We start from the raw sequence: 20,730 nt of genomic DNA, 5'->3' as shown, positions 1-20,730 counted from the left end.
CAAGGCGTTCTGGAACATCGCCAACTGGCGCGACGTCGCCGCCCGCCTCGACCGCGCCCGCACCCAGACCACCGGACTCATCGTCCCCGCCTGAGACACCCCTGCACAGGGCGTCTCCGCACGACCAGAAGCCCGGCTCCCGCGCACACAGCGCAGGAGCCGGGCTTTTCGTCGGCATGTGGATCTGTCCGCGAGGCCACGCGGTGCCAGTCCCCGAGCCGAGAACGGCCTGTCCCGGGCGCAGGCCGGGTTCCCGGGGCCTGTGGTGGCCACGGGGTCGCGCGCCCGTTCCACGGACCGGGCAATCTATCTCGTGGATGACGAAAGGCCCCATCCTCCAGCGAGGACGGGGCCCTTCGTCAGGTGCCGTGAGACGGCTCAGTGAGCGTGCTGACCGCGGCTGAACTCGAAGACCCAGCCGACCAGGCCCACCAGGCCGAGGATCAGGCTGATGTAGAAGACCCACCAGCCGACGGCGAGACCGAGGAACGCGACGGCGGCACCGGCTCCGAGCACCAGCGGCCACCACGACCACGGGGCGTAGACGCCCTGGTCGCCGGCGCCCTGGTCGATCTCACCCTGCTCGTCGTCCTCGGGGCGCGGATCGATGTGACGGGCCTGCAGAGCCAGGTACGCGCCGATCATGGCCATCAGCCCGCCGACGAGCGGGATCCCGAGGAAGCCGACCGGCTCGCTCCAGCCGCTGAAGAACCCGTAGAGCACGCCGACGACGACGAAGAAGGGAGCCAGCCAGATGAAGAGGCGGATCTCGATCTTCACTTGTTCTTCTCCTCGTCCTCAGGCTCGTCGACGACCGTGGCCGACGCGTGCTTCTCCGGATACTCCTGCATCGAGAGCTCCTCGACGTGCTGGGCCTGACCACGGCGGTCGGCACCGCCGTAGACCTGCTCCAGGCCGTCCTGGTTGACGTGCGGGTCCTCCATGGCAGCGACCTCGGGGTGGTGCAGGTCGAAGGCCGGCGACTCCGACCGGATCCGCGGCAGCGACGTGAAGTTGTGCCGCGGCGGCGGGCAGGACGTCGCCCACTCGAGCGACCGGCCGTAGCCCCACGGGTCGTCGACGGTGACACGGGGTGCGTTGCGCCAGGTCGAGTAGACGTTCCACAGGAACGGGAGCGTCGAGGCCGCCAGGATGAACGCACCGACCGTCGAGAGCTGGTTCTCCCAGGTGAAGCCTTCGTCGGGCATGTAGTCCGCGTACCGACGGGCCATGCCCTCGACGCCCAGCCAGTGCTGCACGAGGAAGGTCATGTGGAAGCCGATGAACAGGATCCAGAAGTGGATCTTGCCGAGCCGCTCGTTGAGCATGGTGCCGGTGAACTTGGGCCACCAGAAGTAGAAGCCGGCGAACATCGCGAACACCACGGTGCCGAACACGACGTAGTGGAAGTGCGCCACGACGAAGTACGAGTCCGACAGGTGGAAGTCCAGCGCAGGGCTCGACAGGATGATGCCGGTCAGGCCGCCGAACAGGAACGTGACGAGGAACCCGATCGACCACAGCATGGGGGTCTCGAAGGTGAGCTTGCCCCGCCACATCGTGCCGATCCAGTTGAAGAACTTCACGCCCGTCGGCACGGCGATCAGCATCGTCATGAACGCGAAGAACGGCAGCAGGACCGCACCCGTGACGTACATGTGGTGCGCCCAGACCGTCACGGACAGCGCGGCGATCGCGATCGTCGCGTAGATGAGGCCCTTGTAGCCGAAGATCGGCTTGCGGCTGAACACCGGGAAGATCTCGGAGACGATGCCGAAGAACGGCAGCGCGATGATGTACACCTCGGGGTGCCCGAAGAACCAGAACAGGTGCTGCCACAGCACCGCTCCCCCGTTGTCCGGGTTGAAGACCTGGGCGTTGAAGCGACGGTCGGCACCGAGGGCGAAGAGCGCCGAGGCGAGCGGCGGGAACGCCATGAGCACGAGCAGGCTCGTGACCAGCGTGTTCCACGTGAAGATCGGCATCCGGAACATCGTCATGCCGGGCGCGCGCATGCAGATGATCGTCGTGATGAAGTTGACGCCACCGAGGATGGTCCCGAACCCGGCCAGCGCCAGGCCGAAGACCCAGAGATCTCCTCCCAACCCCGGACTGAACGTGGTGTTGGACAACGGCGCGTAGGCGAACCACCCGAACGACGCCGCACCCTGCGGGGTGAAGAAGCCGGCCGCGGCGATGAGCCCGCCGAAGAGGAACAGCCAGTAGGCGAACATGTTCAGGCGCGGGAACGCCACGTCCGGCGCGCCGATCTGCAGCGGCATGATGACGTTCGCGAAGCCGGCGAAGAGCGGTGTCGCGAAGAGCAGCAGCATGATCGTGCCGTGCATGGTGAAGAGCTGGTTGTACTGCTCCTTGCTCTGCACGATCTGGATGCCGGGCATGAAGAGCTCGGCGCGGATGAGCAGCGCCAGGATCCCTCCCACGGCGAACCAGAAGAACGACGTGATCAGGTACATGTAGCCGATGGTCTTGTGGTCGGTGGAGGTGATCCACTTCACGACCGTACGGCCCAGGGTCTGCCGCTCGGGCCGAAGGCCCGGGACGGCCTCCGCTCCGTACGCGGTCTCGGTGGTGGCCATCAGCCCTCGACCTCCGGAGTGGTTTCTTCGTCGGTGAACTCACCGTGCTGCTGGCGGTTGAGGTCGAGACCGAGCTCGCCGGTCTGCCCCTTGGCCGCGAGCTCGGCCATCTGGGCGTCGTACTCGGCGCGGTCGACGACCTTGACGTTGAAGAGCATCCCCGAGTGGAACTCTCCGCAGAGCTCGGCGCACTTGCCCGCGTAGGTGCCCTCGCGCTCGGGCACGACCTGGAAGGTGTTCGACCGCCCGGGGATCATGTCCATCTTGAACAGGAACGCGGGGATCCAGAACGAGTGGATGACGTCGCGCGACTCCACCGTGAACTCGACACGCTCACCGACGGGCAGGTACAGCGTCGGGAGCGCCTGGGACGTGCCCGGCGCGCCGTCGACCTCGTCCTCGACGGTCTGCGAGCCGGGGTCCAGCAGCTGCTGCCCGGACTCGTACACGTCGTCGTCGAGGTAGTTGAAGTCCCAGCTCCACTGCTTGCCGATGACCTGGATGCTGACGTCGGGCTCCTCGGACGTGGTGTCGAGGACGGCCGTCATGTCGCGGTTCGTGTAGAAGAACAGCACGAGGACCATGAGCGTCGGCACGATCGTGTACATGATCTCGAGCGGCATGTGGTAGCGGGTCTGCACCGGCAGGCGGTGGTCGTCGCGGCGCTTGCGGTAGGCGGCGACGCACCACAGCATCAGCCCCCAGGTGATGACACCGACGGCGAGTGCTGCGACCCAGGATCCGACCCAGAGGTCTGTCATCCGACCGGTCTGGTTGGTCACCTCCCCGTCGCTGTAGCCGGGCAGGTATCCACGCTGGGCGGCGTCGCTGGCGCAGCCGGAGGCGAGCGTCGCGACCGCGACGGCGAGAGCCGTCGCACGCAACGCCAGTGCCCGCCGGGTGCGGGTGGGGCTCTTCGAGTGCAAGGGAGGCCTTTCACGTCTCGTCCGACCGCCGCGCTCTGGCTCAGAGCGCACGGATAGGACCTTCGTCCTCGATGGGAGCAGCCTAGCGCGCCCTTCACGCTTTCGACGCCAGAAGGGCCCGGTTCCTACGTGACGGGAACACCGCTCTCCGTCGCCATCCGGACGGTTCGCGACACGCCCCGTAGGCCTGTCAGATCGCGCACGCATTCGCCGCCCTCGCGCGGCTCACGGCATCATGGTGGGGCGCGCTGCGCACCCGTTCACCACCACGTCGAAGGGCTCCGTGTGACACACCCCACCGGCAGCACGGACCGTCCCCACCCGCACCGGGTCCACCTGGACAACGGTGGCCGGGCCCCCTGGCACCCGCTCGCGCGGACCGCATTCCTCCAGGCGCTCGACGACGGGTGGGCGGACCCGCGAAGGCTGCACACCGAGGGCCGCCGCGCGGCAGCCCTGCTGGACGGCGCACGCGAGGCCGTGGCCGACGTCCTCGGCGCCCGGACCGAGGAGGTCCGGTTCACCCCGTCGCACACCGCGGCTCTGCACGCCGCCGTCGCACAGGTCGTCCGGGCACGACGGCGGCACGGGAGCGACGTCGTCGTCGGTGCCGTGGAACGGGCCGCCGTCCTGCATGCCGCCGACCACGCCCTTCCCCCGGGCGGCCGGCGGGTGACGGTCCCGGTCGACGAGCACGGCCGCGTCGACGCCGACGCCTACGCGACGGCGCTCGGGAGCGGCGGCGTCGCCCTCGCGGCGCTGCAGCACGCCAACGGCGAGGTGGGGACGACTCAGCCGGTCGAGACCGTGCACGAGGCCGCCCGCGCCGCGGGGGTCCCCCTCCTCGTCGACGCCGGTGCCAGCCTGGGGCACGCGACGGTGGATCCCGCCTGGGACGTCCTCGCCGCCGACCCCGCCGACTGGGGAGCACCTGCCGGCGTGGGCGTGGTCGCCGTCCGGCAGCGCACGCGCACCGTCGCCACGGGCCCCGAGGACCCCGAGCCGTGGGCTCCGGGGGGCGTGAGCGTCCCCGCCGCCTTCGCGGCCGCCGTCGCGCTCCAGGCGGTCCACGAGGACCGGGCGCAGGCCGATGCCCGGCGCCGTGCCCTGGTCGACGAGATCCGCGCCCGGGTGGCAGCGATACCGGACGTCGAGGTGGTGGGCGACCCCTCCGGCCGGCTGCCCCACGTCGTGACGTTCTCGTTCCTCTACGTCGACGGCGAGGCCCTCGTGACCGAGCTGGACCGCGCCGGGTTCGCCGTCGGTTCGGGGTCGGCCTGCACCGCCGGGACGCTCGAGCCGTCGCACGTCCTCGCCGCGATGGGCGTGCTGACACACGGCAACGTGCGTGTCGCGCTGGACCGCTCGACGACCGCCGCGGACGTCGAGCGCTTTCTCGAGGTCCTGCCGGGTGCGGTGGCCACGGTGCGCGACATGCTGGGGGTCCGGGGCCTGTGAGCACGGTCGGACCGAGCGAGGAGCACGTGGTGGACGCGCGCGGGCTCCGCTGCCCGTTACCGGTGATCCGGCTCGCGGAGCGTGCCCAGGAGCTGCCCTCGGGGACCGAGCTGACCGTGCTGGCCACGGACCCGGCCGCTCAGCACGACGTCCCCGCCTGGGCCCGCCTGCGCGGGCACACCGTCACCGCTGCGCAGACGCACGAGGCGGACGGCCGGCCCTGGTGGGCCCTGACCGTCCGCCTCGGTGGCCGGGCTCCGGGGAGCTCGGCCGCGTCACGTCGCTGAGTCTGGTCTCAGCCGAAGGAGCCGCCGCAGGCGCAGGACTCGCCTGCGTTCGGGTTGTCGATCGTGAAGCCCTGCTTCTCGATGGTGTCGGCGAAGTCGATCTTCGCGCCGTCGAGGTACGGGACGCTCATGCGGTCCACGACGACCTCGACGCCGTCGTAGTCGCGCAGCGCGTCCCCGTCGAGCAGACGCTCGTCGAAGTAGAGCTGGTAGATGAGGCCGGAGCAGCCGCCGGGCTGGACGGCGACGCGCAGCCGCAGGTCGTCGCGGCCCTCCTGCTCGAGGAGGGTGCGAACCTTGTTCGCGGCGACCTCGGAGAGCTCGACGCCGTGCGTGGCGATCTCGGTGGTGTCGGTCATGCTTCCTCCAACAGGTGGGCCGGTTCGGCTGTTCCCGATCCTACGCCGGATTCTCGGCGAGTCGATGAGTCAGGTCACAGCGTGCCCCACGAGGGCGCCCAGGTGCGAGCCGCACGCCCCACCGAGGCGGCGTCCCACGGCTCGCCCACCTCGTGGACGCCCACCACGCCGGCCGCGGCCAGCTCGCGGCGCGACACCTCGGAGCGCCCCGCGAGCACGACGACGGGGACGGCGTGCGGTGCGGCGGCACGTGCCGCCGCGGCCGCGGGGCCGCTGTGCAGGGCCGCCCCGTCGAGCACCCGGACGTGGACGACGACGAGGTCCGCGCCGCCCATGCGCTCGCCCAGGAGGGCGACCTCGGGGGCGACCGGTGGTGGCCCGACGCTGGACAGCCCGAGCGCCGTCGTCGGCACGAAGACCCCGACAGGCGCCGGGCCGTCGCCCGGGCGCGCCGGCGGCGGAGGCTCCGCGGCCGGCAGCACGAGGGGCTCGACGGCGCAGCGAGGCGCGGCGGCGGACCAGGCGGCGGCGAGCGCCGCGGCCCCGACGGCCGGGTCCTCGGGGTCAGGGCCGCCCGACGCGGCGACGATGAGCGCGTGCACGGTGCCGATCGTGACACATCTGCGCGTCGTGGGAAGATGGGGCGCGTGAGCACTCTGCTGAACGAGACGTCGACCTTCGTCGAACCGGCATCGTCCCCGCTGCTCCTGCTCGGGCAGGGCCGTGACCTCGCGTCCGAGCGCGGTGTCGAGTGCACCGGCGCGCTCCCCTCCCCGTCAGACCCGGACCTGGTCGAGCGTGCCCGCGCCGCACGGGCGGCCCTCGGTGACCGCGCCTTCGTGCTCGGCCACCACTACCAGCGCGACGAGGTCATCGACTTCGCGGACGTCACGGGGGACTCGTTCAAGCTGGCCCAGTCGGCCGCCGCGCGGCCGGAGGCGGAGTTCGTCATCTTCTGCGGCGTGCACTTCATGGCGGAGTCGGCGGACATCCTGACGGCCGACTCCCAGCAGGTCGTGCTGCCCGACATGGCGGCCGGCTGCTCCATGGCGGACATGGCGGAGATCTCGCAGGTCGAGGAGGCCTGGGCGGTGCTGGAGGACGCCGGCGTCGCGGCCGACACGATCCCGGTGACGTACATGAACTCCACCGCCGCCATCAAGGCGTTCACGGGTCGGCACGGCGGCACGGTGTGCACGTCGTCGAACGCCCAGGTGGCGCTGCGCTGGGCGTTCGACAAGGTCGGCGGCGTCGAGGGGACGGGCAAGGTCCTGTTCATGCCCGACCAGCACCTGGGCCGCAACACGGCGGTGCTGCAGCTCGGCATGAGCCTGGACGACTGCGTCGTCTTCGACCCGCGCAAGCCCGACGGCGGGCTGACCGCCGACGAGCTCCGTGACGCCCGCATGATCCTGTGGCGCGGCCACTGCTCGGTGCACGGCCGGTTCTCGGAGCGCAACGTCACGGACATCCGCGCCGCTGTGCCCGGCATCAACGTGCTGGTGCACCCGGAGTGCAAGCACGAGGTCGTCAACGCCGCGGACATGGTCGGCTCCACCGAGTACATCATCAAGGCGCTCGAGAACGCCGAGCCGGGCTCGTCGTGGGCGATCGGCACCGAGCTCAACCTGGTGCGCCGCGTCGCCGCCGCGCACCCGGACAAGCAGGTGCACTACCTCGACTCGACGGTCTGCTTCTGCTCGACCATGAACCGCATCGACCTGCCCCACCTCGTCTGGGCGATGGAGTCCCTCGTCGAGGGGCGCGTGGTCAACCGCATCGTCGTCGACGCCGACGACGCGCACTGGGCCCAGGTGGCCCTCGACCAGATGCTGGCGCTGCCCGGTATCTGACACGGACGGAAGGCGATGACCGTGCGATGAGCACCGACGGCGGGCTGAGCGTCGGAGTCCTCGTGTTCGACGAGGCGGACGAGCTCGACGTGGTCGGACCGTTCGAGGTCTTCACCTCGTGGTCCGAGCACTCGGAGCTGAAGCCGCACGTGAGCACCTTCTCGTGCAACGGCGACGGCGTGCGGCTCGCCGCCGGCCTGCGGATGCTGCCCAGCCGCTCGGCGGACGACGTCGGTCCCCTGCACGTGCTGGTGCACCCGGGCGGATGGGGGACCCACCGGCTGCTCGAGGACAGCGCACACCTGGAGTGGTTGCGTGCCGTGCGCGTGCAGACGCCCGTGATGGCCAGCGTCTGCACGGGGGCCCAGGTCTTCGCCGCCGCGGGACTGCTCGCCGGCCGGCCCGCGACCACCCACCGCGACCACTACGACGAGCTGTCACGGATCGACCCGAGCGTCCTGGTCGACACCGAGGCGCGGTTCGTCGACGACGGCGACGTCATCACCTCGGCCGGGGTGTCCGCCGGCATCGACATGGCGCTGCACCTCGTGGCGCGCCTGGAGTCGGAGGACGTCGCGGCCCAGGTGCGCCGAGCGCTGCAGTACGACACCGCGCCACCGGTGTGACGCCGTCGGGCACGGCCCGCAGCACCGATACCTGATACCGCGCGTCGCTGACATATCGTGACGCCATGACGAGGATGATCCAGCTCGCCAGGGCCTCCCTGCTCCCCCGCCGCCGCGTCCCCGGGCGGGGTCTGCTCGACCCGTCCACGACGGTGCTCCGCGTGCACCCGGGCGACCTGGACCTGTACCTCCACGTCAACAACGGCTCGTACCTGCAGATGATGGACGTGGCCCGCTCGAACCTCATCGCCGACCTCGGCGGGTTCCCGCTGCTGAAGGACGGGGGCTGGTACCCCGTCGTGGCCGCTTCCACGGTGACGTACAAGCGATCGCTGCAGCTCTTCGAGCGCGTGGAGATCAGCACCCGCGTCCTCGGCTGGGACGCCCGCGTGGTGTACATCGAGCAGGTGTTCACCTGCCGCGGCAGGTTCTCTGCCCGCGGCTGGGTGGCCGGGCGGTTCCTGGGCAGGGACGGGTCGCGCGTCGCCCCCGCCGACGTCGTCGCGCTGCTCGGCGACGACGTCGGGGTGGAGAGCCCCGCCCTCCCGGAGGACCTCGCCGCCTGGGCCCGGTCGGTCGACGTGGCGCACCGCGAGACCGACCGGGCCTGACACCCACCGATGGCCCGCCTCGTTCGGCAGTTCCTGTCCTGTTCGGCAGCTCGAGCTGCCGAACAGGACAGGAACTGCCGAACGAGGCGCCCGGTCAGACCGCGCCCGCGAGCTGGCGCAGCAGCAACGCCTCCGCGAGGACGACGTTGCGCAGCTCGCCCAGGTGCACCGACTCGTTGGCCCCGTGCGCACGCGAGTCCGGGTCCTCGACGCCGGTGACGAGCACGGCCGCCTGGGGGAACGCCTCGAGCAGGTCCGCGATGAACGGGATCGAGCCACCGACGCCGATGTCGACCGGCTCGGTTCCCCACGCCGCCGCGAAGGCGGTGCGCGCCGCCCGCATGGCGGGCGAGTCGGCCGGCGCCCCGAACGCCTTGCCCTGCTCCCCCGGGGTCCACGTGACCCGGGCGCCGAACGGCGCGTGCCCCTCGAGGTGCGCCCGCAACGCCTCCTCGGCCGCCTCCGGCTCGAGGCCGGGCGGGATGCGGACGGAGATCTTCGCCGCGGCGCGCGGCGCGAGGGTGTTCGAGGCGTGCGCGACCGAGGTGGCGTCGATGCCGATGACCGCGATGGCCGGCTTGGTCCACAGCCGCCCGGCGATGGTGCCGGTCCCGGCGAGCGCGACGCCGTCGAGCACCGAGGCGTCGCCGCGGAAGTCCGCCTCCGCGTAGTCGACCTCCGGTTCACCGGCGCCGGTGAGCCCGGCGACCGCCACGCTGCCCGCGTCGTCGTGCAGCGTCGCGACGAGGCGCGCGAGCAGCACGTTGGCGTCCAGGACCGGGCCGCCGAACATGCCGGAGTGGACCGCGTGGTCCAGCACCTCGACGGTGACGACGCCGTCCACCAGGCCACGCAGCGACGTCGTCAGGGCCGGGACACCGACCTTCCAGTTCGTCGAGTCCGCCACGACGATCACGTCGGCGGCGAGCAGCTCGTGGTGGTCGGCCAGGAACCGGGCGAAGCTCGGCGAGCCCGACTCCTCCTCGCCCTCGACGAAGAGGGTCACGCCCACGCCGAGCTCGTCGCCGGCCGCGGCCAGGGCGCGCAGCGCTCCGACGTGGGCCATCAGCCCGGCCTTGTCGTCGGCCGCGCCGCGACCGAACAGCCGCTCGCCCACCTGCGTGGGCTCGAACGGGTCGGTGTCCCAGGCCAGCGCGTCCCCCGGCGGCTGGACGTCGTGGTGCGCGTACAGCAGGACGGTCGGCTCCCCCGTGCGCGCCGGACGGCGGGCGACGACGGCGGGCGCTCCGGCCGAGCCGTCCGGGCGAGCCGACCGCAGTATCCGCACGTCGGGCAGACCGACGCCGCGCAGCAGGCCGGCGACCGTCTCGGCGCTGGTGGCGACGTGCGCCTGGTCGAAGGCCGCCGCAGAGACGCTCGGGATCCGGACCAGGGTCTCCAGGTCCGCCTGGACGGCAGGGAACAGCTCGTCGACGTGAGCGCGCAGCGCGGCCACGTCCTTCTCGGTGTGGTTCACCCCTCCACGCTACCGGGGCGTCCCGCGACGGCCCTGCGCTCGACTACCCTGGTGGCGTGATCTTCCGCAAGCCTGACACCGCCGACTCCGCTGCCACCGGCTCTGCCGACAGCCCCTCCGTCGAGGACCCCGCCATCGTGCGGGCGGGCAAGGGCCGGCCGACGCCCAAGCGTCGTGAGGCCGCGGCCAAGAACCAGCGGCCCCTGGTGCCGAACGACCGCCGGGCGGCACGCAAGGCGAACAAGGAGAAGATGCGCGAGGAGCGCAACCGCGAGTACAAGGCGATGCAGACCGGCGACGAGCGGTACATGCCGGTGCGCGACAAGGGCCCGGTGCGCCGCTACGTCCGTGACCACGTCGACGCCCGCTGGAACCTCGGCGAGTTCTTCCTCCCCGTCGCGTTCGTCTTCATCTTCCTCAACCTGCTGGTGATGCAGAGCCCGACCCTCGGCGCGCTGGTGCTCCTCGGCCTGTACGCGGTCGTGTTCATCACCCTGCTCGATGCGGTCATCATGTGGCAGCGGCTCAAGCGGAAGCTGCGCGACAAGTTCGGCACCGTGGGCGCCGACGGCACGAAGACCTACGACGTCCCGCGCGGGACCATGATGTACGCCGTGATGCGTGCGTTCCAGCTCCGGCGCTCGCGGCTGCCCAAGCCGATGCACAAGAAGCACGGCGTCTGGCCGAGCTGAGTCCCGCCGGGTCGGCCGCATCGGCCGCACCGCGGGGGTCGAATCGATCCGACCGTCGGCGTAGGGTGACGGCATGGTCAACTACCGGTACCTCGGCAACAGCGGTCTCAAGATCACCGAGATCACCTACGGCAACTGGCTCACCCACGGCTCCCAGGTCGAGAACGACGTCGCCACGCAGTGCGTGCACGCAGCCCTCGACGCAGGGATCACCTCGTTCGACACCGCGGACGTCTACGCGAACACCACGGCGGAGTCCGTCCTCGGCGAGGCGCTGAAGGGCCAGCGCCGCGAGTCGCTCGAGATCTTCACCAAGGTCTACTGGCCCACGGGCCCCGGCGGCCCCAACGACACCGGGCTGTCGCGCAAGCACGTCATGGAGTCGATCAACGGCTCGCTGCAGCGGCTCGGCACCGACTACGTCGACCTGTACCAGGCGCACCGGTACGACGTCGAGACCCCCCTCGAGGAGACGATGCAGGCGTTCGCCGACATCGTCCGTCAGGGCAAGGCGCTCTACATCGGCGTCTCCGAGTGGACGGCGGACCAGATCCGCGCCGGCGCCGAGCTGGCGGCGGACCTCGGGTTCCGGCTCATCTCCTCGCAGCCGCAGTACTCCATGCTGTGGCGGGTCATCGAGGACGAGGTCGTCCCTGCCTCCCAGGAGAAGGGTCTGTCCCAGATCGTCTGGTCGCCGATGGCGCAGGGCGTCCTCTCGGGCAAGTACGTGCCCGGCAAGGAGCTGCCGGCCGGGTCGCGCGCCACCGACGAGAAGGGCGGCGCGAAGATGATCCAGCGGTTCATGCGCGACGACGTCCTCGAGCGCGTGCAGAACCTCAAGCCCGTGGCCGACGAGCTCGGCCTGTCGATGGCGCAGCTCGCCGTCGCGTGGGTGCTGCAGAACGACAACGTGGCCGCCGCGCTCGTCGGCGCCTCCCGGCCGGAGCAGGTCGCGGAGAACGTCAAGGCCTCCGGTGTCGAGATCCCGGCCGAGCTGATGGCACGGATCGACGAGGTCCTGGGCGACGTCGTCGAGCGCGACCCGGGCAAGACCCTCGAGGGGATGCCGAAGACGCGCGTCGCCTGACGCCCACCCGCGACGAGCCGACGAGCGTCTCTGTCCGTCCCGGAACAGGGCCTGTTTCGGGACGGACAGAGACGCTCGTCCGCGTCCGGGGACTGTCAGAGCGTCCGCCCGTGCTCACCGAACGAGTCCAGGGCGCGGGCGATCTCCCGGGCCCGGCGACGCAGCCTCGCCTCGCCGCCCGACGACGGCACGGCGGCTACCGGCCGGACGCTCGGCCGGACGCTCGGCCGCCCCGTGGACGCCGGCCGTGCGCCGAGCCCGCCCGGCACGAGCCGCTGCCACCGCGCAGCCGCCTGCACCACGACACCGACACCCAGCGCGAACGCGACCGTGGCCCAGCCGACCGTGCCGCCCAGCACCCAGCCGAGCGCGACGACCCCCACCTCGATGCCCGTCTTGATGGCCCGGACGGACCAGCCGGTGCGCGCCACCAGGCCCGTCATCAGCCCGTCGCGCGGCCCCGGGCCCAGGCGGACGCCGACGTAGGCGGCGGTCGCGACGCCGTTGAGGACGATCCCGCCGAGCGCGAGCAGCACCCCGCCGATCGTCCCCGGCTGCGGCCAGAGGGTCTCGAGCGCGGACAGGCTCGGCTCGATCGCGAGGGAGATGATGACGATGTTGGCGACGGTCCCGATGCCGGGGCGCTGTCGCAGCGGCACCCAGGCGGTGAGCACGAGCACGGAGGTGAGGGCCACGACCAGCCCGAACGACCAGCCCGTGGTGCGGACGAGGCCCTGGTGCAGCACGTCCCAGGGCATGCTGCCCTGGCCGGCGTGCACGAGCATCGCCATCGAGACCGTGAAGGCGAGCAGGCCGAGCACCAGCTGCGCGCCACGTCGCACCGGCCCCAGATCGGCCACGGGTGCGGCGGCCACGGGTGCGGCGACCACAGGTGCGCCAGCCACGGGCGCAAGCACGGCGGTCACGGACGGGGTGGTCGAGGTGTCGGTCATGGCATCCACGATCCCCGGCATTGGCGTTGCATTCCATAGCCAATAAGAGAAGAGTGGCCGTATGAGCCTGGCCACCCCGACCACCACGGCCGTGCGGAGCCTCTCCGCGCCGGCCGCGTCACGCCTCCTGGGCGCGTGGCACACCTCCGGCCCGGTCTACCTCGCTCTCGCCGACGCCCTGCGCTCCGCCGTCCTCGCAGGATCGCTCGCTCCCCTGACCCGGTTGCCCAGCGAGCGCGAGCTGGCACGCGCGCTCGGGGTGTCCCGCACGACGACGTCGGCCGCGTACGCCCGGCTGCGCGAGCTCGGCTTCGCCACCAGCCAGGTCGGTTCCGGCACCGTGGCCATCCTGCCCCGCACCGCCGGCCTGCCCCTGCGACCCCAGACGCCGGCGGGAGACGGCCCGCTGCCGCCGCTCGCCGACGGCGTCGGGCCGATCGAGATGTCCCAGGCGACGCCGTCGGCCCCGGACGCGCTGCACGGCGCGTACGAGCGCGCCCTCGAGATGCTGCCCGCCTACCTGGGCACGGGCGGGTACGCCCACCTCGGCCTCGACGTGCTGCGCGAGGCCGTCGCGGCCCGGTACCGGGCCCGCGGCGTGCCGACCACCCCGGACCAGATCCTCGTCACCACCGGCGGCCAGCAGGCCATCGCACTGCTGGCGACCACCCTCGTCAGCCGCACCGAGCCGGTGGTCGTCGAGTCCCCCACCTATTACCACGCCATCGAGGCCCTGCAGCGGGCCGGCGCCCGCGTCATCGGCGTGCCCACGGGCGACGTCGAGTCGCTCGCGTCGGCGGTGCACCGCACCCGCGCCCGCCTGGCATACCTGGTCCCCGACTTCCACAACCCCACGGGCCGGACCCTCACCGCCGACGAGCGCGACGCCGTCGTGCACCTGACCGACCGCTACGGCGTGACCGTGGTGGGCGACGAGACGCTCACCGACCTCGACCTCGAGGGCGGCACGGTGCCCGGCCCGTTCTGCGGCGACGGCACCAACACCCGGCTGGTGTCCGTCGGGTCGGCCTCCAAGTCATTCTGGGGCGGGATCCGGATCGGCTGGGTGCGCGCGACGCCGCAGCTGGTGCAGCGCCTGGCGCGGACCCGTCAGGCCCTCGACATCGCCACCCCGGTGCTCGAGCAGCTCGCCGTCGTCGAGCTCCTCGCGCGCCGCGACGAGATCCTGCCCGCCCGCGTGGCGGGGCTGCGCGAGCGTCGCGACCTGCTCGTCGGGCTCGTCCGTGACCGGTTCCCCGACTGGGACGTACCGGTGCCGAAGGGCGGGCTCTGCCTCTGGACAGGGATCGGCCGGCCGGCCGCCCAGGCGCTCACGGCCGCGGCGGTCGCCGAGGGCCTGCGGATCGGTGCCGGCCCCCAGTTCACGCCGGACGGCACCGCCCAGGACCGGATCCGGCTCATCTACACCGCCACCCCCGAGACGCTCGCCGAGGCCGTGGAGCGCCTCGCGCGGGCCTGGCGACGCGTCACCGGGTGAACCCGACCCGTCGTGCCGGGTGCACCCGGCCCGCAGGGCGGGCCGTCAGGGGACGCGCAGCTCGATCGTCGGGGTCGCCTGCGTGCCGTCGTGCAGCAGCGTCGCCGCCGCAGCCCCCGAGCCGGCGAGCTCGCGCCAGTGCTCCCCGAGCCACTGCTCGGCGTCGTACTGGGCGGTGAACACCGGGCTGAGCGACGGATCGAGCCGCCGGCCGTCGAGGTCCACCAGCGACCACTCCCACCGTGGTCGGATCACGCGACTCGCCCCGCGCTGGCCGAGCCCGCCGACCGCGTCAACGCCCGGTTGAGCCGGGACGGCCACCCCGGCCCCTCGTAGACGAACGACGTGTAGCCCTGCACCAGGTCGGCGCCGGCCCGCAGGTAGGCACGGACGTCGTCGGCGCAGGTGACGCCGCCGACCCCGATGACCACGGGCTCCGGACCGAGCCGCGCGCGAAGCCGTGCCACGACCTCCAGACCGCGGGGCAGCAGCACCGGCCCCGACAGCCCGCCGGGGCCGCGGTCGTGGCCGATGGTCGTGTTCACCGCCACGACACCGTCCAGCCCGAGCTCGGCGACGAGGTCCGCGACGGCGTCCACGTCGACGTCCGCCAGGTCCGGGGCGATCTTCACCAGGAGCGGCGTCCTGCGCACCCCCGCCACCGACGTCGCCTCGTCCGCGGCCTCCCGGGCCGCCGCGAGGATGGGTCGCAGCTCCGCCGTCGTCTGCAGGTCACGCAGGCCCGGTGTGTTCGGCGAGGAGACGTTGACCACCAGGTAGTCGGCGTGCGGGGCAAGCAGCCGCGCGCACGTCGCGTAGTCCTGCGCCGCGTCGTCGGCCGGCGTGGTCTTGTTCTTGCCGATGTTGACGCCCACGACGGCGGCACGCCCGGCGGGCGTCGCCCGGAGCCGACGCAGTCGCTCGGCCATCTCCAGGGCGCCGTCGTTGTTGAAGCCCATCCGGTTGCGCACGCCGCGCACGTCGAGCTCGCGCCACATGCGCGGTGCCTCGTTGCCGGGCTGCGGACGCGGCGTGACCGTGCCGACCTCGACGAACCCGAAACCGAGCATCGTCAGCCCGCGCACCGCACGCGCGTTCTTGTCGAACCCGCCCGCCAGCCCGAAGGGCGCCGGGATCGTCCGGCCCAGCACCTCGACGCTGCCCGGACCGCCGGCACCGCGGCCGAGGTACGGCGCGAGCGCGCCCTGCACCACGTCGCGCAGCACGGGCACGCGCCCGGCCGTCTCGATCGCCCGGAACGCGAGCTCGTGCGCACGCTCCGGCTCGATGCGGCGCAGCACGCCGTGGAAGAGGAGGGAGTACGGGGTCATCGAGCCTCCGTCGGTTCGTCCGGCGCGGTCACGGGTGCGTGCTGTCCTGGGCGAGTGTGCCAGAGCCACCAGAGACCGATGAAGGGCAGTACGAGGGGGACGTAGCCGTAGCCCTGCCCGAAGGCCGACCAGACGGTGGCCTCGACGAAGAGCTCCGGGACGACGACGGACAGCACGCCGACCACGACGACGCCCACCGCCTCGACGAGGACAGCACACCATGCCACCGTGCGCCACCGGCCGCGTCCACCCCGGGCGAGGGCGATCGTCGCCACGACGTAGACGGCCGCGGCGAGCAACGACAGCAGGTAGGCCGCCGGGGCCTCGTCGAGCTTGGTCGCGACCTGGTACGCCGAACGGCCCGTCGCCGCGAAGGCCAGGATGCCGTAGACCGTCACGAGCAGCCGGCCGAACCCGCCCCCCGTCGCGCCCGGCCCGGGGGCCGCGCCCATCAGGACGCCCCCCAGATGATCCAGAGCCGCCACTGCAGGAAGGCGACCGTCAGCGAGGCCACGCAGAGCACCACGGAGGACCAGCGGCTGCGCTCGGCGAACGCCCACACGGCCGCGATCGGCAGCAGCAGGGCCGCCGTGAGCAGGTAGCCCCAGAAGAGCGCACCGTCGACGTCGTGACCGCGCACCTGGAGCACGCCCGCCACCACGGCCTGCAGGACGAGGACCGCCTCGACCGCGCCCGCGCCGAAGAGCTGGCGCAGGATCACGGCGCGGTCGAGGGCCGCGAACCACGCGGCCCACCCCGCGAGAGCCATGCACAGGGCGACGGCGAGGACGAACAGGGGAAGGACCACGCCCGCAGACTACCGGCACGCGCCCGACGCACCCACGCCGGCGGCCGCGCTAACCTGGACCGCGTGGCTGACCTCACCCTGACAGGCAAGAAACCGTCCACCATCGCTGCCGACGCGCTCGTCGTCGGGACCTGCTCCACCTCCGACGGCGTCGCCGTCGTGGCGGACCAGCTCCCCACCCGGCTCGTCGAGCAGATCGAGTCCCTGGCCCCGCGCCTGGGGGTGACCGGTGCGCTCGAGGAGGTGCGCACGGTGCCCGCCGGCGACGGCGTCGCGGCCGACGTGCTGGTCCTCACGGGCCTCGGTGAGCGCCGGGCCGACGGCACCTTCGACCACGAGACCCTGCGGGTCGCCGCCGGAGCCGCCGTGCGCGCGCTCGCCGGCTCCACCGACGCCGTCGTGGCGCTCCCCGCCGTCGACGAGGCCGAGCTCGGCGCCGTGGTCGAGGGTGCGCTGCTGGGCGCCTACGCGTACACCGCCTACCGCGACGAGAAGGCCGCCACCCGGCTGACCCCCGTCGCCACGCTGCAGGTGTCGACGACGTTCACGCGCTCGGCCCGGGCCAAGGCCGTCGTCGAGCGGGCCACGGTGCTCGCCGCGGCCGTGCACGGCACGCGCGACCTCGTCAACGCCCCGCCGAACGTGCTCTACCCGGCGGCGTTCGCCGACGCGGCCAAGACGGCCGTCAAGGAGCTCGGCGCCAAGGGCGTGAAGGTCACCGTGCTCGACGACAAGCAGCTCGTCGCCGGTGGCTACGGCGGCATCGCCGGCGTCGGGCAGGGCTCGTCGCGGGGGCCGCGGCTGGTCAAGCTGACCTACGCCCCGCCGAAGGCGACCGGGAAGGTCGCGATCGTCGGCAAGGGCATCACCTTCGACACCGGCGGCATCTCCCTCAAGCCGCCGGCCGGCATGCTCACCATGAAGTCGGACATGGCCGGAGCCGCTGCCGTCCTGCACACGGTGGTGGCCGCCGCCCGCCTCGGGCTGCCCGTCGCCGTGACCGGCTACCTGTGCCTCGCCGAGAACATGCCCAGCGCCACCGCCCAGCGCCCCTCCGACGTCGTGACGATGCGCGGTGGCAAGACCGTCGAGATCACCAACACCGACGCGGAGGGCCGGCTGGTCATGGCCGACGGTCTCGTCGCCGCGGTGGAGGACGGCCACGACGCCGTCCTGGACATCGCGACCCTGACGGGCGCGCAGATGGTGGCGCTCGGCAACCGGACCTCCGCCGTCATGGGCTCGGACGACGTGCGCGACGAGGTGAAGGTCGCCGCGGACGCCACCGGGGAGCCCTTCTGGCCGATGCCGCTGCCCGCCGAGCTGAAGGCAGGGCTGAAGTCGAACACCGCCGACCTGGTCAACGCGGCGTCCGACCGCGCGGGCGGGATGCTGTTCGCCGGACACTTCCTCGCCGAGTTCGTCGGGGACACCCCGTGGGCGCACCTCGACATCGCCGGCCCCTCGTACAACGAGAAGGCCCCGTTCGGCTACACGCCGGTCGGCGGCACGGGCGTCGGTGTGCGGACGCTGCTCGGCTTCCTCGAGGGCCGCGCCGGCACGGCCTGATCGTCGCGGCCGTCCGGCGCGGGACCCACCGTGCCGGACGGCCGCGCCGTCGTCCGGCCTCAGGACGAGGCGGAACCCCGCCGTCTCTCAGCGCGCTGCGCGGAGTTCCAGTCCCGCATCCGCTGCGGATAGCCCGTGAAGCGCACGTTGTAGACCGGCACGCCGAGCGACCGGGCGACGTCGAACCCGGTGCGCTCGTCGGGGACCCGGCGACGGGTCCACTCCCCCGTAGTAGCCACGAGCAGCACCGTGGCGGGCGTCTGCGCGTTGGGCGGCTCGACGTAGGCCTCGACGCCCACCCGGGAACGCACGAACTCCTGCAGGTGCCCGACGGCAGCGGCACGTCCGCCCCCGGACGGCGCGGCACTGGACGACGACGACGGGGACCGCCCGAGCAGGCGGTCCATCGCGGACCTCAACGACATGTCGCGAGACTACCTCTGCCGGCTGAGGGTGAGCACGGTCACCCCGGAGACGACGGTGAAGGTGCCCGATGACACGAAAGCGGCCGATCCGCGCGAGATGTACCGAGCGTCACAGTTCTCGGAGGGTGGCCACGATTGGGGCCGAACACCAGGAAGTGACAAGATGAGGCGCAGTGACCCAGGAACGCGGCAACCGGAGAGGTTCCGACCGGAACACCGGTCGACCGGCCTCGGCACGTCGCCTGACCCACTGATCGAAGGAGACTCCACAGGTCATGTCTGAGAACGTGCAGCTGCCGGCACTCGGCGAGTCCGTCACCGAGGGCACCGTCACCCGCTGGCTCAAGGCGGTCGGCGACACCGTGGAGGTCGACGAGCCCCTGCTCGAGGTCTCCACCGACAAGGTCGACACCGAGATCCCCTCCCCCGTCGCGGGCGTGCTGGAGCAGATCCTCGCGGAGGAGGACGAGACCGTCGAGGTCGGCGCCACGCTCGCCGTCATCGGCGACGGATCGGGCGGCGGCGATGCTGCGGCACCGGCCGAGGCCGCTCCCGAGCCCGAGGCCGAGCCCGAGAAGCCCGCCGAGCCGGAGCCGGAGAAGCAGGCCGAGCCGGAGCCCGCCCCCGCGGAGTCCTCCGAGCAGTCCGCCGAGGAGCCTGCCGAGCAGGCTTCGCCGGGTGGAGACGGCGAGGGCACCGAGGTGACCCTGCCGGCACTCGGCGAGTCCGTCACCGAGGGCACCGTCACCCGGTGGCTCAAGGCGGTCGGCGACACCGTCGAGGTCGACGAGGCCCTGCTCGAGGTCTCCACCGACAAGGTCGACACCGAGATCCCCTCCCCCGTGGCCGGCACGCTCCAGAAGATCGTCGTGGACGAGGACGAGACGGTCGAGGTCGGCGCCGTGCTGGCGCTCGTCGGCTCCGGCTCCGCCCCGGCGGAGCAGGCCGAGCCGGAGCCCGCCAAGGCTCCCGAGCCCGTCGGCGCCCCCGAGCCGGCCCCCGCGGAGCCCGCCGCTGAGAAGGCGGCACCGGCACAGTCCCCGGCTCCGTCGTCGCCCGCTCCGGCCCCCGCCGCCGAGCAGCCCGCTCCGGCGGCCGAGAAGCCTGCCCCCGCCTCGGAGGCACCGGCGGCACCCGCCGGTGGCAAGAGCTCCTACCTGACCCCGCTCGTGCGCAAGCTCGCCGCGGAGAAGGGCGTGGACGTCTCGTCCATCCAGGGCACCGGCGTGGGCGGTCGCGTCCGCAAGGAGGACGTCCTCGCCGCTGCGGAGAAGGCCGCCGCCCCGGCCGCGGCACCCGCCGCGTCGGAGGCTCCGGCGTCCGCACCGAAGAAGCCGACGGTCCCCGAGGTCTCGCCGCTGCGCGGCACGACCGAGAAGATGTCGCGGCTGCGCAAGGTCGTCGCGGAGCGCATGCTCGAGGCGATGCAGACGCAGGCCCAGCTCACCACGGTGGTCGAGGTCGACGTCACCAAGGTCGCCAGGCTCCGTGCGCAGGCGAAGGCCGGCTTCAAGGCGCGCGAGGGCGCGAACCTCACGTTCCTGCCGTTCTACACGCTCGCCGCGGTCGAGGCCCTCAAGGCGTTCCCCAAGATCAACGCCTCGATCGACACGGACAAGGGCGAGATCACCTACCACAGCTCGGAGAACATCGGCCTGGCGGTCGACACCGAGCGCGGTCTCATCGTCCCGGTGATCAAGAACGCCGGCGACCTGAACCTGGCCGGCATCGCCCGCCAGATCGGCGACCTCGCAGCCCGCACGCGGGACAACAAGGTGGGCCCGGACGACCTCAGCGGTGCCACGTTCACCATCACGAACACCGGCTCCGGCGGGGCGCTCATCGACACACCGATCGTCCCGGTCGGCCAGGTCGCCATCCTGGGGACCGGCACCATCACCAAGCGGCCCGCCGTGGTGACCGGGCCCGACGGCGAGGAGAGCATCGCGATCCGCCAGTTCGCGCACATCTTCCTCTCGTACGACCACCGCCTGGTGGACGGCGCGGACGCCGCCCGCTTCCTCACCGCGATCAAGAACCGCATCGAGGAGGCCGCGTTCGAGTCGGAGGTCGGGCTCTGACCCGCTGACCGATCACGCCGACGGGCGGGGACCCTCAGGGGTCCTCGCCCGTCGGCGTTCGGCAGCACCGGGCAGCACCGGGCAGCACC

At 72.4% G+C, this 20,730-nt stretch carries 22 protein-coding genes; 10 read left to right on the top strand and 12 right to left on the bottom strand.

Features of this window, described 5'->3' with window-relative positions; all coding sequences use genetic code 11:
- Nucleotides 1-378: 378 nt before the first annotated feature.
- The 3 genes from MWU57_RS15025 to coxB are packed head-to-tail and all read right to left on the bottom strand — an operon-like array spanning nt 379 to nt 3,526.
- Nucleotides 379-780, bottom strand: coding sequence for a cytochrome c oxidase subunit 4 (locus tag MWU57_RS15025; protein WP_106269533.1), 402 nt, complete (start codon nt 778-780; stop codon nt 379-381).
- Nucleotides 777-2,600: a cytochrome c oxidase subunit I gene (gene ctaD, locus MWU57_RS15020; RefSeq protein WP_106269534.1), complete on the bottom strand. Its 1,824-nt coding sequence runs from the start codon at nt 2,598-2,600 to the stop codon at nt 777-779. Before ctaD ends, MWU57_RS15025 begins: the two co-directional genes overlap by 4 nt.
- A complete protein-coding gene (coxB, locus tag MWU57_RS15015; RefSeq protein WP_106269535.1) occupies nt 2,600-3,526 on the bottom strand; it encodes a cytochrome c oxidase subunit II in 927 nt (308 codons plus the stop codon). Before coxB ends, ctaD begins: the two co-directional genes overlap by 1 nt.
- Nucleotides 3,527-3,811: 285 nt before the next feature.
- On the opposite strand from coxB, the gene MWU57_RS15010 reads away from it, so the two are divergent.
- Together MWU57_RS15010 and MWU57_RS15005 are read left to right on the top strand one after the other, a co-directional pair.
- On the top strand, nt 3,812-4,984 hold the full coding sequence (locus tag MWU57_RS15010; RefSeq protein ID WP_246910221.1) for an aminotransferase class V-fold PLP-dependent enzyme: 1,173 nt from the start codon (nt 3,812-3,814) through the stop codon (nt 4,982-4,984).
- A complete protein-coding gene (locus MWU57_RS15005) occupies nt 4,981-5,271 on the top strand; it encodes a sulfurtransferase TusA family protein (protein WP_246910218.1) in 291 nt (96 codons plus the stop codon). The genes MWU57_RS15010 and MWU57_RS15005 overlap by 4 nt, the downstream gene beginning before the upstream one ends.
- Nucleotides 5,272-5,279: 8 nt before the next feature.
- On the opposite strand, the gene MWU57_RS15000 is transcribed toward MWU57_RS15005, so the two are convergent.
- Both MWU57_RS15000 and MWU57_RS14995 read right to left on the bottom strand, forming a co-directional pair.
- On the bottom strand, nt 5,280-5,630 hold the full coding sequence (locus MWU57_RS15000; protein WP_106269538.1) for an iron-sulfur cluster assembly accessory protein: 351 nt from the start codon (nt 5,628-5,630) through the stop codon (nt 5,280-5,282).
- A gap of 74 nt (nt 5,631-5,704) precedes the next feature.
- Entirely contained in the window at nt 5,705-6,232 is a 528-nt protein-coding gene (locus tag MWU57_RS14995) for a hypothetical protein (RefSeq protein ID WP_246910216.1), read from the bottom strand.
- A gap of 36 nt (nt 6,233-6,268) precedes the next feature.
- Between MWU57_RS14995 and nadA the strand changes: the two genes are divergently transcribed.
- The 3 genes from nadA (at nt 6,269) to MWU57_RS14980 (ending at nt 8,720) form a co-directional block, all read left to right on the top strand.
- Nucleotides 6,269-7,483 (top strand): quinolinate synthase NadA, encoded by a 1,215-nt coding sequence (nadA, locus tag MWU57_RS14990; protein WP_374108566.1) that lies wholly within the window; start codon nt 6,269-6,271, stop codon nt 7,481-7,483.
- A gap of 26 nt (nt 7,484-7,509) precedes the next feature.
- Nucleotides 7,510-8,109, top strand: a complete 600-nt coding sequence (locus MWU57_RS14985) for a DJ-1/PfpI family protein (protein WP_106269541.1) — start codon at nt 7,510-7,512, stop codon at nt 8,107-8,109.
- 65 nt (nt 8,110-8,174) lie between these two features.
- Nucleotides 8,175-8,720: a thioesterase family protein gene (locus MWU57_RS14980; protein WP_246910210.1), complete on the top strand. Its 546-nt coding sequence runs from the start codon at nt 8,175-8,177 to the stop codon at nt 8,718-8,720.
- A 94-nt stretch (nt 8,721-8,814) separates the two neighbouring features.
- Here the strand turns inward: MWU57_RS14980 and MWU57_RS14975 are convergent, their stop codons facing one another.
- Nucleotides 8,815-10,197, bottom strand: coding sequence for a dipeptidase (locus MWU57_RS14975; protein WP_246910206.1), 1,383 nt, complete (start codon nt 10,195-10,197; stop codon nt 8,815-8,817).
- Nucleotides 10,198-10,253: 56 nt separating this feature from the next.
- Here MWU57_RS14975 and MWU57_RS14970 point away from each other — a divergent pair, with 56 nt between their 5' ends.
- Complete coding sequence (locus tag MWU57_RS14970; protein WP_243401128.1) at nt 10,254-10,889, top strand: DUF3043 domain-containing protein; 636 nt, start codon at nt 10,254-10,256, stop codon at nt 10,887-10,889.
- Nucleotides 10,890-10,962: 73 nt separating this feature from the next.
- The gene (locus MWU57_RS14965; protein WP_246910203.1) at nt 10,963-11,976 is read left to right on the top strand and encodes an aldo/keto reductase family protein; all 1,014 of its coding nucleotides are present in this window, start codon (nt 10,963-10,965) and stop codon (nt 11,974-11,976) included.
- 95 nt (nt 11,977-12,071) lie between these two features.
- Here MWU57_RS14965 and MWU57_RS14960 read toward each other — a convergent pair whose 3' ends face one another.
- Complete coding sequence (locus MWU57_RS14960; protein ID WP_246910200.1) at nt 12,072-12,929, bottom strand: YitT family protein; 858 nt, start codon at nt 12,927-12,929, stop codon at nt 12,072-12,074.
- A 61-nt stretch (nt 12,930-12,990) separates the two neighbouring features.
- On the opposite strand from MWU57_RS14960, the gene MWU57_RS14955 reads away from it, so the two are divergent.
- Complete coding sequence (locus tag MWU57_RS14955; protein ID WP_246910198.1) at nt 12,991-14,427, top strand: PLP-dependent aminotransferase family protein; 1,437 nt, start codon at nt 12,991-12,993, stop codon at nt 14,425-14,427.
- 45 nt (nt 14,428-14,472) lie between these two features.
- On the opposite strand, the gene MWU57_RS14950 is transcribed toward MWU57_RS14955, so the two are convergent.
- From MWU57_RS14950 to MWU57_RS14935, 4 genes are read right to left on the bottom strand one after another with little or no spacing between them, the layout of a single operon-like run.
- Nucleotides 14,473-14,682: a hypothetical protein gene (locus tag MWU57_RS14950; RefSeq protein ID WP_106269546.1), complete on the bottom strand. Its 210-nt coding sequence runs from the start codon at nt 14,680-14,682 to the stop codon at nt 14,473-14,475.
- Nucleotides 14,679-15,758 carry a quinone-dependent dihydroorotate dehydrogenase gene (locus tag MWU57_RS14945; RefSeq protein ID WP_246910196.1) on the bottom strand — a complete coding sequence of 360 codons (1,080 nt, stop codon included), beginning with the start codon at nt 15,756-15,758 and terminating at the stop codon, nt 14,679-14,681. Before MWU57_RS14945 ends, MWU57_RS14950 begins: the two co-directional genes overlap by 4 nt.
- Nucleotides 15,755-16,210, bottom strand: a complete 456-nt coding sequence (locus tag MWU57_RS14940) for a hypothetical protein (RefSeq protein ID WP_246910194.1) — start codon at nt 16,208-16,210, stop codon at nt 15,755-15,757. Before MWU57_RS14940 ends, MWU57_RS14945 begins: the two co-directional genes overlap by 4 nt.
- Nucleotides 16,210-16,566 (bottom strand): hypothetical protein, encoded by a 357-nt coding sequence (locus tag MWU57_RS14935; RefSeq protein ID WP_246910193.1) that lies wholly within the window; start codon nt 16,564-16,566, stop codon nt 16,210-16,212. Before MWU57_RS14935 ends, MWU57_RS14940 begins: the two co-directional genes overlap by 1 nt.
- A gap of 63 nt (nt 16,567-16,629) precedes the next feature.
- On the opposite strand from MWU57_RS14935, the gene MWU57_RS14930 reads away from it, so the two are divergent.
- Nucleotides 16,630-18,135, top strand: coding sequence for a leucyl aminopeptidase (locus tag MWU57_RS14930; RefSeq protein WP_246910191.1), 1,506 nt, complete (start codon nt 16,630-16,632; stop codon nt 18,133-18,135).
- A 59-nt stretch (nt 18,136-18,194) separates the two neighbouring features.
- Here the strand turns inward: MWU57_RS14930 and MWU57_RS14925 are convergent, their stop codons facing one another.
- Nucleotides 18,195-18,560 (bottom strand): oxidoreductase, encoded by a 366-nt coding sequence (locus MWU57_RS14925; RefSeq protein WP_106269551.1) that lies wholly within the window; start codon nt 18,558-18,560, stop codon nt 18,195-18,197.
- Between the two features lie 275 nt (nt 18,561-18,835).
- On the opposite strand from MWU57_RS14925, the gene sucB reads away from it, so the two are divergent.
- Nucleotides 18,836-20,641, top strand: a complete 1,806-nt coding sequence (sucB, locus tag MWU57_RS14920; RefSeq protein WP_246910189.1) for a 2-oxoglutarate dehydrogenase, E2 component, dihydrolipoamide succinyltransferase — start codon at nt 18,836-18,838, stop codon at nt 20,639-20,641.
- Nucleotides 20,642-20,730 lie beyond the last annotated feature (89 nt).

Origin of the sequence: Isoptericola sp. S6320L (assembly GCF_023015685.1) — a bacterium.
In the GTDB taxonomy this organism is placed as follows: domain Bacteria; phylum Actinomycetota; class Actinomycetes; order Actinomycetales; family Cellulomonadaceae; genus Isoptericola; species Isoptericola halotolerans_A.
Note: the sequence above shows the minus strand (reverse complement) of the source record. Positions and strands in the feature narration are given on the sequence as shown.